This window comes from Bradyrhizobium sp. UFLA05-89 (assembly GCF_059803475.1).
This window is the reverse complement of the sequence record NZ_JBANBA010000114.1, coordinates 18,935-31,302: the sequence shown is the minus strand read 5'-3', so window position 1 is coordinate 31,302 and position 12,368 is coordinate 18,935. Positions and strand designations below refer to the sequence as shown.

The 12,368-nt window shown below is 64.4% G+C and carries 14 protein-coding genes; 4 read left to right on the top strand and 10 right to left on the bottom strand.

Annotation, left to right across the window (positions count from 1 at the left end; all coding sequences use genetic code 11):
* Nucleotides 1-301 precede the first annotated feature (301 nt).
* Nucleotides 302-1,042: a sulfate transporter family protein gene (locus SO139_RS37680; RefSeq protein ID WP_449384570.1), complete on the top strand. Its 741-nt coding sequence runs from the start codon at nt 302-304 to the stop codon at nt 1,040-1,042.
* 313 nt (nt 1,043-1,355) lie between these two features.
* Complete coding sequence (locus SO139_RS37675) at nt 1,356-1,802, top strand: hypothetical protein (RefSeq protein ID WP_449384569.1); 447 nt, start codon at nt 1,356-1,358, stop codon at nt 1,800-1,802.
* Between the two features lie 136 nt (nt 1,803-1,938).
* On the opposite strand, the gene SO139_RS37670 is transcribed toward SO139_RS37675, so the two are convergent.
* The 3 genes from SO139_RS37670 to nth form a co-directional block, all read right to left on the bottom strand.
* Nucleotides 1,939-3,567 (bottom strand): MFS transporter, encoded by a 1,629-nt coding sequence (locus SO139_RS37670; protein ID WP_449384568.1) that lies wholly within the window; start codon nt 3,565-3,567, stop codon nt 1,939-1,941.
* A complete protein-coding gene (locus tag SO139_RS37665; RefSeq protein ID WP_449384567.1) occupies nt 3,554-4,693 on the bottom strand; it encodes an HlyD family secretion protein in 1,140 nt (379 codons plus the stop codon). The genes SO139_RS37670 and SO139_RS37665 overlap by 14 nt, the downstream gene beginning before the upstream one ends.
* A 159-nt stretch (nt 4,694-4,852) precedes the next feature.
* On the bottom strand, nt 4,853-5,620 hold the full coding sequence (gene nth, locus SO139_RS37660) for an endonuclease III (RefSeq protein WP_449384566.1): 768 nt from the start codon (nt 5,618-5,620) through the stop codon (nt 4,853-4,855).
* A 22-nt stretch (nt 5,621-5,642) separates the two neighbouring features.
* Between nth and SO139_RS37655 the strand changes: the two genes are divergently transcribed.
* Complete coding sequence (locus SO139_RS37655) at nt 5,643-6,161, top strand: DUF2244 domain-containing protein (RefSeq protein WP_449384565.1); 519 nt, start codon at nt 5,643-5,645, stop codon at nt 6,159-6,161.
* Between the two features lie 54 nt (nt 6,162-6,215).
* Nucleotides 6,216-7,112, top strand: coding sequence for a methylated-DNA--[protein]-cysteine S-methyltransferase (locus SO139_RS37650; RefSeq protein ID WP_449384564.1), 897 nt, complete (start codon nt 6,216-6,218; stop codon nt 7,110-7,112).
* Between the two features lie 115 nt (nt 7,113-7,227).
* Here the strand turns inward: SO139_RS37650 and SO139_RS37645 are convergent, their stop codons facing one another.
* From SO139_RS37645 to dnaJ, 7 genes are all read right to left on the bottom strand, one after another.
* Complete coding sequence (locus SO139_RS37645) at nt 7,228-7,851, bottom strand: 2,3-bisphosphoglycerate-dependent phosphoglycerate mutase (protein WP_474802652.1); 624 nt, start codon at nt 7,849-7,851, stop codon at nt 7,228-7,230.
* A 17-nt stretch (nt 7,852-7,868) separates the two neighbouring features.
* Nucleotides 7,869-8,684 carry a 4-hydroxy-tetrahydrodipicolinate reductase gene (gene dapB / locus SO139_RS37640; RefSeq protein WP_449383664.1) on the bottom strand — a complete coding sequence of 272 codons (816 nt, stop codon included), beginning with the start codon at nt 8,682-8,684 and terminating at the stop codon, nt 7,869-7,871.
* Between the two features lie 175 nt (nt 8,685-8,859).
* Nucleotides 8,860-9,165: a DUF1330 domain-containing protein gene (locus tag SO139_RS37635; RefSeq protein ID WP_449383665.1), complete on the bottom strand. Its 306-nt coding sequence runs from the start codon at nt 9,163-9,165 to the stop codon at nt 8,860-8,862.
* Between the two features lie 20 nt (nt 9,166-9,185).
* A complete protein-coding gene (pyrF, locus tag SO139_RS37630; RefSeq protein WP_449383666.1) occupies nt 9,186-9,896 on the bottom strand; it encodes an orotidine-5'-phosphate decarboxylase in 711 nt (236 codons plus the stop codon).
* 6 nt (nt 9,897-9,902) lie between these two features.
* Nucleotides 9,903-10,481 carry an NADPH-dependent FMN reductase gene (locus SO139_RS37625; protein WP_449383667.1) on the bottom strand — a complete coding sequence of 193 codons (579 nt, stop codon included), beginning with the start codon at nt 10,479-10,481 and terminating at the stop codon, nt 9,903-9,905.
* 57 nt (nt 10,482-10,538) lie between these two features.
* Nucleotides 10,539-11,138: a class I SAM-dependent methyltransferase gene (locus tag SO139_RS37620; protein WP_449383668.1), complete on the bottom strand. Its 600-nt coding sequence runs from the start codon at nt 11,136-11,138 to the stop codon at nt 10,539-10,541.
* A gap of 88 nt (nt 11,139-11,226) precedes the next feature.
* Nucleotides 11,227-12,360, bottom strand: a complete 1,134-nt coding sequence (gene dnaJ / locus SO139_RS37615) for a molecular chaperone DnaJ (protein WP_449383669.1) — start codon at nt 12,358-12,360, stop codon at nt 11,227-11,229.
* Between the last annotated feature and the right edge of the window lie 8 nt (nt 12,361-12,368).

Here is a 12,368-nt window from a genome sequence, read left to right as displayed (position 1 = left end):
ACGATGTCCGTGCTGTACTGCTCTCATCCAAAGACGTACCGTGCGGATGATTTTATGACACAGTAAGACTAAAGCGCCATGAGATTGGGATGAATCGTCATCGCGCTTTAGGTTGTTGTTTGAGCATGATCTCCGCGCAAACGCGTACCGCGTTTGTCGCGAGGGAAAACCGCGACGCACTTTTCCGGATCATGCTGTAGGCCGCACGCGGTGGCAGGTCAGCCTCGCTTGTCAACGTCCCTTGCCGAAAGGGACCGGCATGTCTACCTCTCGCCAGTGAATTCTCGTGAGAGGTACCCCGATGCTTGATGCCGCCGTCAAGGCGCTGTCGCAGATCATCTCGCCGCCGATGCGCTCGATCCTGTGGCGCTCGATCGGCGTCGCGCTCGTGCTGATCACCGTGCTGGCGATCGGCTTGCAGCGGCTGCTCAGCTGGTTTGCCACCTATGGCGAGGTCTGGCTCGAGGGGTTGCTCGGCCCCGGCTGGCATTCCGCGCTGGAAGTGCTGGCCTGGATCGTCTCGATCGCGGCCGGCCTTGGCGTGGTGTTCGGCGGAATCCTCCTGATGCCCGCGATCACCTCGCTGGTGGCGAGCCTGTTCGTCGACGACGTCGCCGACCATGTCGAGCGCGAACACTATCCGGCCGAGCGACCCGGTGTCGCGCTGCCGTTCACGATGGCCATCCACGAGGGCGTCAAGACGGCGCTGCTGACCATCCTGGTCTATCTGATCGTGCTGCCCTTCGTGTTCCTGGCCGGCGCCGGCTTCCTGATCTTCTTCCTCGCCACCGCCTGGCTTCTGGGCCGCGAATATTTCGAGCTTGCCGCGATGCGCTTCCGCCCGCCGGAGGAAGCCAAGGCGATGCGGCGCGACAATGCGGCGACCATCTTCGCCGCCGGCCTGATCATCGCCGCCTTCGTGTCGATTCCAATCGTCAATCTGGCGACGCCGATCTTCGGCATGGCCTTCATGGTCCACATGCACAAGCGCCTGTCGGGGCGGCGGCCTGAGCTGATCGAGCCGGCGCGGTCGATGCGGTGACCGCGATTGGAGCGATCGCTTGGGTCCGGTTGCGCACCCGCGAAGGAGATCGCTCCCTCCCCCGCTTGCGGGAGAGAGGCTGATTGGGGCGCTCCTACGATCGAGAGCTTGAAGGCGGAGGTCCGAGGAGAACGTCCTCGCGATAGAGCATCGCCGTAGTTTTGCGGATCTTTCGCCACGAATCAGGATTCTCAATCAGCTCGCCAGTCCGAGGCGATCCCGCGGAATGGCGGGGCCAGCGACAGTTGTCCGGAATCTCTCGCGCATCGGCTCCATTTCCTGAGGAGGTAGAGTCCATTAGGAGAATTGATCCATGGCAAACATCGAAAGATTTCCGAGAAACAAGTCAGTAGATCTGGCCAGGCTTGAAGCAGATGTCACGGCGGCCTTGCCCGGGTCGGCCGGCTGGGTTGCCCCACCGCCTCTATCCGAGCCATTGCCCGACTACGTCGAGCATCGAGATGGGGTTTCGCGTGTAGGCCAGCTCACTGCCGAGGCCGTCGTGCGCGACTATGAGGCCGCGGCCAAAGAGATCGAAGCTATGGGCACTGAGTTGATCAGCGCGGCAAAAAAATGCGAGGCGATGACCGCCGAGGTGCACACTACGATTGCCTTCATGCGAGATACTGCGGCCTCATATCGCGAGGAAGCCAAGAAGATTTTCAAGCGCATCGAAGAATGTGCCCTGTTTACAGAGGATGTTCGCAAGACTTGCGAAACTGTCAAACGCCGGATGATGGAGGATAGAAGCATCGCCTGATCCGCACCCCGCCCAACCAAGGCGCGATGAGATTAGGATGAATCGTCATCGCGCTTGAGGTCGTCGTTTGAGCCTGATCTCCGCGCAAACGCGTTCCGCGTTTGTCGCGAGGGAACGCCGGTCCACGCTCTACGCTCTACGTCACCGGCACGCCGCACTTGCGCAGCACCGTCTTGGCGAAGCCGAACGGCGCCGGCGTGAATGGGCCCGGCGGGGCGCGGGTGAGCAGCGCGACGCAACCGAGCGCCGTGATCGCGAGCCAGAAGCACAGCCAGAAGCCGTCGCTATAGGCGAGCACATTGGCCTCGCGCTGCACGAAGCCCGCGAGCGTGCCGACCGCGCGGGCCTGCGCCGCCCCTAAGCCATGGCCGGCGAAGCGATCGGCAAGCTGCTTCAGCATCCTGACCACGTCGACATCGCCGGTTGCGACGTGCTGGCCGAGATAGTTGGAATGGATCTGCTCGCGGATCCGCAGCCAGGTTCCCATCAGCGCAATGCCAATCTCCGCGCCGCCAAGCCGCATGATCTGGATATAGGCCGCAAAAGCCGTCGCACGGCTCGGGTCGGAGTTCGACAGCAGCGTGATGATCAGCGGCAGCAGGGTCAGCGCCTGGCCGATCGCCTGCAGCAGCACGATGCCGACGAAATCCTCGCGCGCCCAGTCGTGGGTGAGCTGGGTGCCCCAGAGGTTGGCCGCCGCAAAGCATGCAAAGCCCACGACCACCACCGTCCGCGTATCGAAATGCCGCAGCAGCCAGATCGAGATCGGCACCAGCACGAACATCGGCAGTGCGCCATAGATGAGCAGCAACAGGCCGCTCTGCTCGGGCCTGAGCAGGCCGACATTGGCGAGGAAATTCGGCACCAGCGACGAGTTGGACAGGCTGGTGAGGGTGTAGAGCAGGATCAGGACCAGCGACAATCCGACATTGCGCGAGAACAACACGTTGACGTGCGCCCAGGGCTGGCGGACCAGGGATTCGTTGATGAGGAAGCCGACGAACAGCACGGCTCCGCTGGCGAGCAGCGCCATCACCGTGCCCGACTCCAGCCAGTCCAGCCGATTGCCCTGGTCGAGGCCGGCATAGATCATCGAAACCGAAGCACCGAGCAGCACCATGCCGCCCCAATCGGCATCGCGCAGCAGGTCGCGATTGACTGGCTCGCTGGGCGTACCGAGATAAACCATCAGGCCCATCAATGGCGCGATGACGACGCCCTGCCAGTACAGCCATTGCCAGCCGAGATGGTCGACATAGAAGCCGACGAGCGAGGTCGAGGTATCGAGCGCAAAGCCGACGCGGATCGAATAGACCGCAATCGCCGGCAGCCACCAGCGGATGGGCAGATTGCGGAACACGATCATCAGCGTCGCCGGCACGAAGGTGCCGAGCAGCAGGCCATGCACGATGCTGAGCGCGATCAATGCGGGAAAATCGTGAACGAAGGGAATGATGAAGGAGACGACGGCGTAGACGAGGCTCGGGATGCCGAGCACGCGACGCAGGCCGAACGCAGTCGCGAGCCAGGCCACCGCCGGTGCGATCAAGATCTGCGAGCCGATACCGGCGGTGGAGAGCCAGGCTCCCTCGTCGAAGCCGAGCGAGAATGCGCCGCGCAGGTCGGGCAGGCCGACCGTCGTCAGGCGGCTGTCGAAATTGGCGAGGAACGAGCCGAGCAGCACGGCCACGACGGCGAAGGCCGGTCGTGGCGCGATGCCGCCGCGCGAGACCGGTCCGCGATCGGCACCGTCATTTGCCGCCATTCGGCCCTGCACCGTCGGTGTGGATGCTGGTGACGACGGACATTCCCGGCAGGAGACGTTCGACCAGCGGCTGGTTGTCGTCGAGCTGGATGCGCACGGGAACGCGCTGCACCACCTTGGTGAAATTGCCGGTTGCATTGTCCGGCGGCAGCAGCGCCACCTGTGAGCCGGTCGCCGGCGCGATGCGCTCGACGCGGCCGCGCAGGCGCTGGCGCGGGAAGCTGTCGACGGTAATGTCGACGACCTGGCCCGGCTGCACGTGCGTGAGCTGGGTCTCCTTGTAGTTCGCGATCACATAGACTTTTGGCAGCGGCACCACGTTGATCAGATTGGTGCCGATATTGACGTAGTCGCCGGGCTGCACCTGGCGCTCGCCGACGACGCCATCGAACGGCGCTGTGATCCTGGTGTAGCCGAGCTTGAGCTGGGCACTCGCGAGCGTCGCCTTGGCCGCTTCGAGGTCGGCGGCGCGCTGCTTCTTGGTCCCTTGCAGGACTTCGAGCTGATGGCGCTGTGCGGCGATCACGGCGCGGCTTGCGCGCACATCGGCCTGTGCCTTGGCGAGCGACGCGACCGCCTGCTCAAGCCGCTGCCGTGTGCCGGACTCGCTCTGCGACAACGATTGCTGACGCTGCTGCTCCTGCTGCGCCTCGACCTCCAGCGCCTCGGCGGACAATCGCGCGGCCTCGGCCTGCGCGATCGTCGCATATTGCAGCTCGACCTGGTTGCTCAGATTGTCCAGCGCCGCCTGTGCCGCAGCAACGTTCGCTTCGGCCTGCGCGACCTGGGCCTGATAGTCGGCGGGGTCGATCTGGATCAGGAGATCGCCGGCATGCACGCGCTGGAAATCGGTGACCGCGACGTTGAGCACCTCGCCCGTCACGCGGCTGGCAAGCCGCGTCAGCTCGGCGCGGACATAGGCATCATTGGTAGTCTGGATCGTCGCGCTGCCGACCCATTCATCGAAGCGCAACGTCGCCAGTGCAACGAAGCCGAGCGCGACGACGACGGCAAACAGCGGAATGGCGAGTCGACTCCAGAGACTAGGAGCCGGTCGTTGTGTCGGCTTGGAAGCGACGAGCGGAGCGGCGGGCGGCGGCGAACTGACTTGTTCTTGTTGACTCACGGCACCACCCCGAAATCATGTCGCGAACGCAATTCCTGCTAGCGTCATTCCGGGACGGTCCGAAGGACCGGAACCCGGAATCTCGAGATTCTCAGGTGCGCAATTGCGCACCATAGTCCGATGCTTTGCATCGCCCCGGAATGACGGAGAAACCTTGCCTCAGACCGTCTTCTCCGGCCATCGACAGAGATCGTTGATCAGGCATACCTCGCAGCGTGGCTTGCGCGCGAGGCAAGTATAGCGACCGTGCAGGATCAGCCAATGATGGGCATGCAGCATGAACTCTGCCGGGATCACCTTTTCGAGACCGAGCTCGACCTCGAGCGGCGTCTTGCCGGGCGCCAGGCCCGTGCGGTTACCGACGCGGAAGACATGCGTATCGACCGCCATCGTGTGCTCGCCAAAGGCCATGTTGAGCACGACGTTGGCGGTCTTGCGTCCGGCACCCGGCAGCGACTCGATCTCTGCGCGCGTGCGCGGCACCTCGCCGCCGAAATCGGTCAGCAGCTTGGCCGAGAGCGCGATCACGTTCTTCGCCTTGGTGCGGTAGAGGCCGATGGTCTTGATGTACTCGCGCAGGCTCTCCTCGCCGAGATCGAGCATCTTTTGCGGGGTGTCGGCGACCTGAAACAATTCACGCGTTGCCTTGTTGACACCGGCGTCGGTGGCCTGGGCCGACAGCACGACAGCAACGAGCAGCGTGAAGGGATTGAGATGCTCGAGTTCCCCCTTCGGCTCCGGGTTGGCCTTGCGGAAGCGGGAAAAGACCTCGTGGATCTCGGCCGGCGTCCAGGGTTTTGTGGCCTTGGGCTTTACTGCCTTGAGCGATTTCTTTGCGGCCCGCGCGGGCTTGGCGGCTTTCGCCTTTGCCTTCTTCTTCGACACGGAGGATTTGCGGACGGCCGTCTTGCGGGTGATTTTTGCCATGACCGGGATATACTGACAGGCCATGAGCACAGGCAACGGAATTGAGCGCGAGAGCGAGGTGCAGATCTTCTCTGCGCTGCTGACGCCGCATCGCTCGCTGAACCGCACCGGCTTCCTCGCCGTGATGCTGTTCCTCAGCGTCGTCAGCTTTGTGACCGGGATCGTTTTCCTGATGATGGGCGCCTGGCCGGTGTTAGGCTTTTTCGGCCTCGACGTGCTGGTGATCTGGTGGGCCTTCAAGGTCAATTTCCGCACCGCGCGGGCGAGCGAGGAGATCGTGGTCACGGTTTCCGAATTGCGCGTGCGGCGCGTCAGCCATCGCGGCCATGTCGCCGAATGGGTGTTCAATCCGCTCTGGGTCCGGCTCGAGCAGGAGGCGGACGAGGAGTATGGCCTCGAACGGCTCTATCTGGTGTCGCGCGGCCGCAGCGTGTCGATCGCGAGCTTTTTGGGACCGGAGGAAAAGGCAAGCTTTGCCAAAGCCTTAATCGACGCCCTGAACGCCGCCAGGCGCGGCCCGATCTACAATCCGATCGCTTGAACCCTGTCAGAAATCGGGTGGTTTGGAGCCCCTGCTGCTCCTACATTTGAGGTCATGATGACACTCGCCATACATGACCAGCGCCTGGCCAGGCCGGGCCACCAGAACGCCGCGCTGCGGGACTATGATTCCGTGCGCCGCGCGATCGCCTTCATCTCGGAGAACTGGCGCGCGCAGCCGACCATCGAGGCGATGGCGGATGCGGCGGGCGTCACCCCGGATGAGTTGCACCATCTGTTCCGCCGCTGGGCGTCGATCACGCCAAAGGCCTTCATGCAGGCGCTGACGCTCGACCATGCCAAGCACCTGCTGCGCGATTCCGCGAGCGTTCTCGATGCCGCGCTCGACTCGGGTCTCTCGGGCCCGGGACGGCTGCACGATCTCTTCGTCACTCACGAAGCAATGTCACCGGGCGAATGGAAGAATGGCGGCGCGGGCCTGACCCTGCGCTACGGTTTCCATCCCTGTCCCTTCGGCACTGCGATCGTGATCGCGACCAATCGCGGACTGGCGGGGCTTGCCTTCGCCGACCCCGGCGAGGAGCAGGCCGCATTCGCCGACATGACGCGGCGCTGGCCGAACGCAACTTACGTCGAGGACCATGAGGGCACCGCACCGCTCGCCCAGCGCATCTTCGACACCAAGCTGTGGCGGCCGGACCAGCCGCTGCGCGTGGTCATGATCGGCACCGATTTCGAGGTGCGGGTGTGGGAGACGCTGTTGAAGATACCAATGGGACGCGCGGTGTCCTATTCGGACATCGCCTGCAAGATCAACAGCCCGAAGGCCTCACGCGCCGTCGGCGCCGCGGTTGGGAAGAATCCCGTCTCCTTCGTCGTGCCCTGCCATCGCGCGCTCGGCAAGGACGGCAAGCTCACCGGCTATCACTGGGGCGTCACCCGCAAGCAGGCGATGCTGGGCTGGGAGGCGGGGCAGCTCGGGGTGCAGTAAGTACGCTCATGTAGGGTGGGCAAAGGCGCGCTCTTCGCGCGCCGTGCCCACCATCTTTCCGCGAATGTTGCTGGATGGTGGGCACGCTTCGCTTTGCCACCCTACGGAATCGCGCCTAGCTCGCCAGATCGAGCTTCGAGGCCACCGTCGAATCCGCATTCAGCCGGTAAATGATCGGCACGCCCGTCGCCAACTCACGCTTCAAAATACCTTCCGGCGAGAGCTTTTCCAGCACCATGATCAGCGCGCGCAGCGAGTTGCCGTGGGCGGCGACCAGCGTGCGCTTGCCGTTGAGCACGCCGGGCAGGATCTCCTGCACGTAATAGGGCAGTGCGCGCGCGAGCGTGTCCTTCAGGCTTTCGCCGCCGGGCGGCGGCACGTCGTAGGAGCGGCGCCAGACGTGGACCTGCTCCTCGCCCCATTTCTTGCGGGCGTCATCCTTGTTGAGGCCAGAGAGATCGCCATAGTCGCGCTCGTTCAGCGCGAGGTCCTTCGACGTGGGCAGGCCGGTCTGCCCAAGCTCCGTAAGAATGAGATCGAGCGTATGCTGGGCGCGCGTCAGCACCGAGGTGAACGCAACGTCGAAGACGAGGCCTTTCGCCTTCAGCTTGCGGCCGGCTTCTTTGGCCTCGGCAACGCCCTGCTCGGTGAGACCGGGATCTTTCCATCCCGTGAACAGGTTCTTCAGATTCCATTCGCTCTGGCCGTGCCGCACGAGCACGAGAAGACGTTCGCTCATTCCTGCTTTCCGTTCGTTCAGTTATCGCCCAGGCCGAGCACATCGGCCATCGAGTAGAGGCCCGGCTTCTTGCCATGGGCCCACAGCGCCGCCTTCAGCGCGCCATGGGCGAACAGCATGCGGTCCTCGGCGTGATGCGACAGTGTCAGCCGCTCGAAGGGGCCGAGAAAGCTCACGCTGTGATCGCCGGCCGCCGTGCCGCCGCGCAGCGAGGCAAAGCCGATGTCGCCGGAGCGGCGCGCGCCCGTGATGCCGTCGCGGCCGCGGGCCGAATGATCCCTCAGCGAGATGCCGCGACCGCTCGCTGCGGCTTCGCCCAGCATCAGAGCCGTGCCGGAGGGTGCGTCGACCTTGGCACGGTGGTGCGTTTCCACGATTTCGATATCGAAGTTGTCGCCCAGCGACTGCGCCACGCGCTTGACCAGCGCAGTGAGCAGATTGACGCCGAGGCTCATATTGCCGGATTTGACGACAACGGCGCGGTTGGTGACGCTCTTGATCACCGCGTCATCCGACGCCGAAAGACCGGTTGTACCGATGACATGAACGAGCCCGCGCTGCGCGGCGATCGCGACATTGGCGATGGTCGCGGCCGGCACGGTGAAGTCGAGAATGCCATCGGCCTCTGCCGACATCGCCCAGAGATCGGCCGAGAGTTGCACGCCATTGGCCGGGAGCCCCGCGAGAACACCGGAATCCTTGCCCAGGAGTTCCGAGCCCGGCGCTTCGAGCGCGCCCGCCAGCACCGCGCCCTCGGTCTCGGAAATCGCACGCGTCAACGTCCGGCCCATCCGGCCGCCGGCTCCCGCAACAATCAAGCGCATGTCGGACATGGTATGATCCTCTTCCGGGCCCGTTGTAGCGGGGGGACGCTGTTCCGGCAACCGAGGGGGACACGCAAGCCCGCCGTCATTCCGGGGCGGCTCGCAGAGCCGAACCCGGAATCCCGAAGTTGTGGCGCGAGATTCCGGGTTCGCCCTTCGGGCGCCCCGGAATGACACTGCCTGCCTACGGCTGCGGGCCGTCATAGCCCTCGATGACGATGAGGTCGGCGATCGAATGCGGCTGGCGCACCTTGATGTTGGCCTGGTATTCCGGCGAGTTGTAGCAGGCGAGCGCGGTCTCGTAGTCGGGGAATTCAATCACGACGTTGCGTGCGCGGCTCTGGCCCTCGACGCTGGTGAGCTTGCCGCCGCGAACGACGTAGCGTCCGCCGAACTTCTTGAAGATCGCGAGGTTCGCCGCCGCATAGGGCTTGTAGCCCTCGTCATTGTGCACGTCGACGCGCCCGATCCAGTAGCCTTTTGCTGCCATTCTTCTTCTCCTTGTGATGTTCAGGTCAACGCCTGCGCGATCTCGGCCTGGATGGCCTCGGCAGTCGCCTTGGGATCTGTGGCTTCGACGATGGGACGTCCGACCACGAGATAGTCGGCGCCCGCGGCAATCGCGCGTCCCGGCGTCATGATGCGCTTCTGGTCGCCGGTCGCCGCGCCTGCGGGACGGATGCCGGGCGTGACGAGGTTCATCTGGTGACCGACGATCTTGCGCAGGCTACCGGCTTCCTCGGGCGCGCAGACGAGCCCGTCGACGCCGAGCACCTGCGCCTGCTGCGCGCGCGCCTCGACCAGCTCGGAGACGCCGATCCGGTAGCCGGCCGCATGCAGATCATCGTCATTGTAGGAGGTCAGCACGGTCACGCCGAGAATCTTCAGGGCGGACGACCCACGCCCTTCGACCGCCGCCTTCATGGTCTGCGGGTAGGCGTGCACGGTAAGGAAGGTCGCGCCGAGCTTGCTGATGCTCTGGACGCCCTGCATCACCGTGTTGCCGATGTCATGCAGCTTGAGATCGAGGAACACTTTCTTGCCGCGGTCCGCGAGCTTGCCGACCAGCGGCAAGCCGCCGGCATAAGTGAGCCGATAGCCGATCTTGTAGAAGGTAACGCTGTCGCCGAGCCGATCAATCATCGCCTCCGCCAGCTCCGGGCTCGGCAGGTCGAGCGCGACGATCAGGCGGTCGCGGGGGGCGATTTCGGCTTGCGTCATGTCACCTCACATCATGCGTTGGGAAATGTCGATCAGTTGCCGCACCAGGTCCTGCAACGCGGCGATATCGCCCTCGTTCTTCAGCCTGTCCATATCGTCATAGGCCTGGTCGGCAAAGGCGAGCGCGAGCTGGCTGGCAATCACATTGGCGTGGCACGAGGTCAGGATCAATCGCAGCGCCTGGAGCGCACGCGCGCCGCCGAGCCTGCTCTGAGATGCGCCGGCGATCGCAAAAGCACGGTTGCGAAAAACTTCGCCGCGCCTCTCGTGTGGGTCCTGGACGCGACTGATCCAGTCGATCGCATTCTTGAGCAGCGCCGGCACGGAGGCGTTGTATTCCGGCGTGACGATCAGGATCCCCTGATGCGCGCCGATCATGCGCTTTAGGTTGACCGCGTGCTTCGGGACGCCGGACTTCACATACAGGTCTTCGTCATAGATCGGCAGTGGAAAGTCGGCGAGCGAGATGCGCGTGACGTCGACGCCGGCCTGGGCGAATTCATAGGCGGCGACCGCCGCCAGCTTCGCATTGTGCGAGCCGGTGCGCAGCGAGCCGGGAATGACCAGGATCTTGGGTGCGGGCATCCAGAAAAACGCGTTCGGCGAAAAGGGTCCGCCGCGCGAAGACGAAAGCCGGCGGAATTAGTCTTTGCGATACACCCAGACGCGGGCCGGCGGAAGGTTCATCCAGATCCGTTCCGAGGCCTCTGTGGACACGCCGGGCAGCGATTTCGGGATCGGCGGCACCACCGAATAGGTGAACTGCACGAAAGGCGAGCCGGGCGCGAGCGCGGCGAAGGAATCGCGAATCAGCCTCAGGCGCGTGAACATCGGCTTGGTGACCAGCGGCAGGCCGGACACAACGGCAGAGGCGGGCGCGCTCAGCACTTTCCAGAGCGTGTCGCGCAGGCGGTAGGCATCGCCCTGCACCACCGTAGCTTGCGGATAGCGGTCGCGCAGCAGCGCGCAGAAGCCGGGATTGTATTCGACAAGGACGAGACGCTTCTGGTCGATGCCGCGCTCGACCAGCGCACTGGTGATGGCGCCGGTGCCGGGTCCGAGCTCGACTACCGGTGCGTCCGAATCGACATCGACATATTGCGCCATGGTGCGGGCGAGCAGCCGGCCCGACGGCATCACCGCCCCCATGTGGAGCGGCTTTTCAATCCACGACCGGAGAAAGCGTACCTCGTCGTCGAGACGGGGCTTCTTCAACGCGCGCACGGACGATTGCATGGGCATGTCAGGACCGGACGGGACCGCGTCGCCGCGGCGTGTCAAAAAATGGTCATAGAGACGTATAGGCCGCGAACGATACGGTCAAGCCGCGTCAATTCGCCCGATTACCGAAGAAATCCTTGACCTTGGCGAAGAAGCCCACGGATTCCGGCTGGGTCGCGCCGGAGGAGAGCTTTTCGAACTCGGCCAGCAATTCCTGCTGCTTCTTGGTGAGGTTTTGCGGTGTCTCGACGGCGACCTGGACGTACATGTCGCCCATCTGGCGCGAGCGCAGCACCGGCATGCCCTTTGATGCAATGCGGAATCGGCGACCGGACTGGGTTCCGGCCGGAATCTTCACCTTGGACTTGCCCTTGTCGATGGTCGGCACCTCGAACTCGCCGCCAAGGGCCGCCGTGACCATCGAGATCGGCACGCGGCAATGCAGATCGGCGCCATCGCGCTGGAAGAACTGGTGCTGGGACAGCGACAGGAAAATGTAGAGGTCGCCGGCCGGACCGCCGCGCACCCCCGCCTCGCCTTCACCGGCGAGCCTGATCCGCGTGCCGTCCTCGACGCCCTGGGGAATGTTGACCGACAGTGTCCGCTCGCGCGTGACCCGCCCCTGCCCTGCGCAGGACGGACAGGCGTCCTCGATCATCTGGCCGCGGCCCTGGCAGCCCGGGCAGGTGCGCTCCAGCGTGAAGAAACCCTGCGACTGCCGCACGCGGCCAGCGCCGGCGCAGGTCGAGCAGGTCTTCGGCTTGGTGCCGGCCTTGGCGCCGGTGCCCGAGCAGGATTCGCAGGTGACGGAGACCGGGATCTCGATCTGCGCGGTCTTGCCGCCGAAGGCTTCCTCGAGCGTGATCTCCATGTTGTAGCGCAGGTCGGCCCCACGCTCGCGGCCGCCACGGCCGCGCTGTCCGGCCATGCCGAACAGGTCTTCGAAAATGTCCGAAAAGGAGGAGGCGAAGCCTGCGCCGAAACCGGCGCCGCCGCCGCCGAAGCCGCCACCCTGCTCGAAGGCCGCGTGGCCATAACGGTCGTAGGCGGCGCGCTTGTCCTTGTCCTTCAGGACCTCATAGGCCTCGTTGATTTCCTTGAAGCGGACTTCGCTGCTGTCGTCCCCGGGATTGCGGTCGGGGTGGAATTTCATCGCCAGTTTGCGGAAGGACGATTTCAGGATGGAATCGTCGGCGTCGCGTTCGACTTCGAGGGTTTCGTAATAGCAGCGCTTGGTGGACATGTTGAACC

Excerpts from the sequence above, each read along its gene's own strand:
- SO139_RS37680 (WP_449384570.1), top strand. The coding sequence starts at position 302 with ATGCTTGATGCCGCCGTCAAGGCGCTGTCGCAGATCATCTCGCCGCCG.
- SO139_RS37675 (WP_449384569.1), top strand. The coding sequence starts at position 1,356 with ATGGCAAACATCGAAAGATTTCCGAGAAACAAGTCAGTAGATCTGGCC.
- SO139_RS37670 (WP_449384568.1), bottom strand. The coding sequence starts at position 3,567 with ATGGCGGCAAATGACGGTGCCGATCGCGGACCGGTCTCGCGCGGCGGC.
- nth (WP_449384566.1), bottom strand. The coding sequence starts at position 5,620 with ATGGCAAAAATCACCCGCAAGACGGCCGTCCGCAAATCCTCCGTGTCG.
- SO139_RS37655 (WP_449384565.1), top strand. The coding sequence starts at position 5,643 with ATGAGCACAGGCAACGGAATTGAGCGCGAGAGCGAGGTGCAGATCTTC.
- SO139_RS37650 (WP_449384564.1), top strand. The coding sequence starts at position 6,216 with ATGATGACACTCGCCATACATGACCAGCGCCTGGCCAGGCCGGGCCAC.
- SO139_RS37645 (WP_474802652.1), bottom strand. The coding sequence starts at position 7,851 with ATGAGCGAACGTCTTCTCGTGCTCGTGCGGCACGGCCAGAGCGAATGG.
- dapB (WP_449383664.1), bottom strand. The coding sequence starts at position 8,684 with ATGTCCGACATGCGCTTGATTGTTGCGGGAGCCGGCGGCCGGATGGGC.
- SO139_RS37635 (WP_449383665.1), bottom strand. The coding sequence starts at position 9,165 with ATGGCAGCAAAAGGCTACTGGATCGGGCGCGTCGACGTGCACAATGAC.
- pyrF (WP_449383666.1), bottom strand. The coding sequence starts at position 9,896 with ATGACGCAAGCCGAAATCGCCCCCCGCGACCGCCTGATCGTCGCGCTC.
- SO139_RS37625 (WP_449383667.1), bottom strand. The coding sequence starts at position 10,481 with ATGCCCGCACCCAAGATCCTGGTCATTCCCGGCTCGCTGCGCACCGGC.
- SO139_RS37620 (WP_449383668.1), bottom strand. The coding sequence starts at position 11,138 with ATGCCCATGCAATCGTCCGTGCGCGCGTTGAAGAAGCCCCGTCTCGAC.
- dnaJ (WP_449383669.1), bottom strand. The coding sequence starts at position 12,360 with ATGTCCACCAAGCGCTGCTATTACGAAACCCTCGAAGTCGAACGCGAC.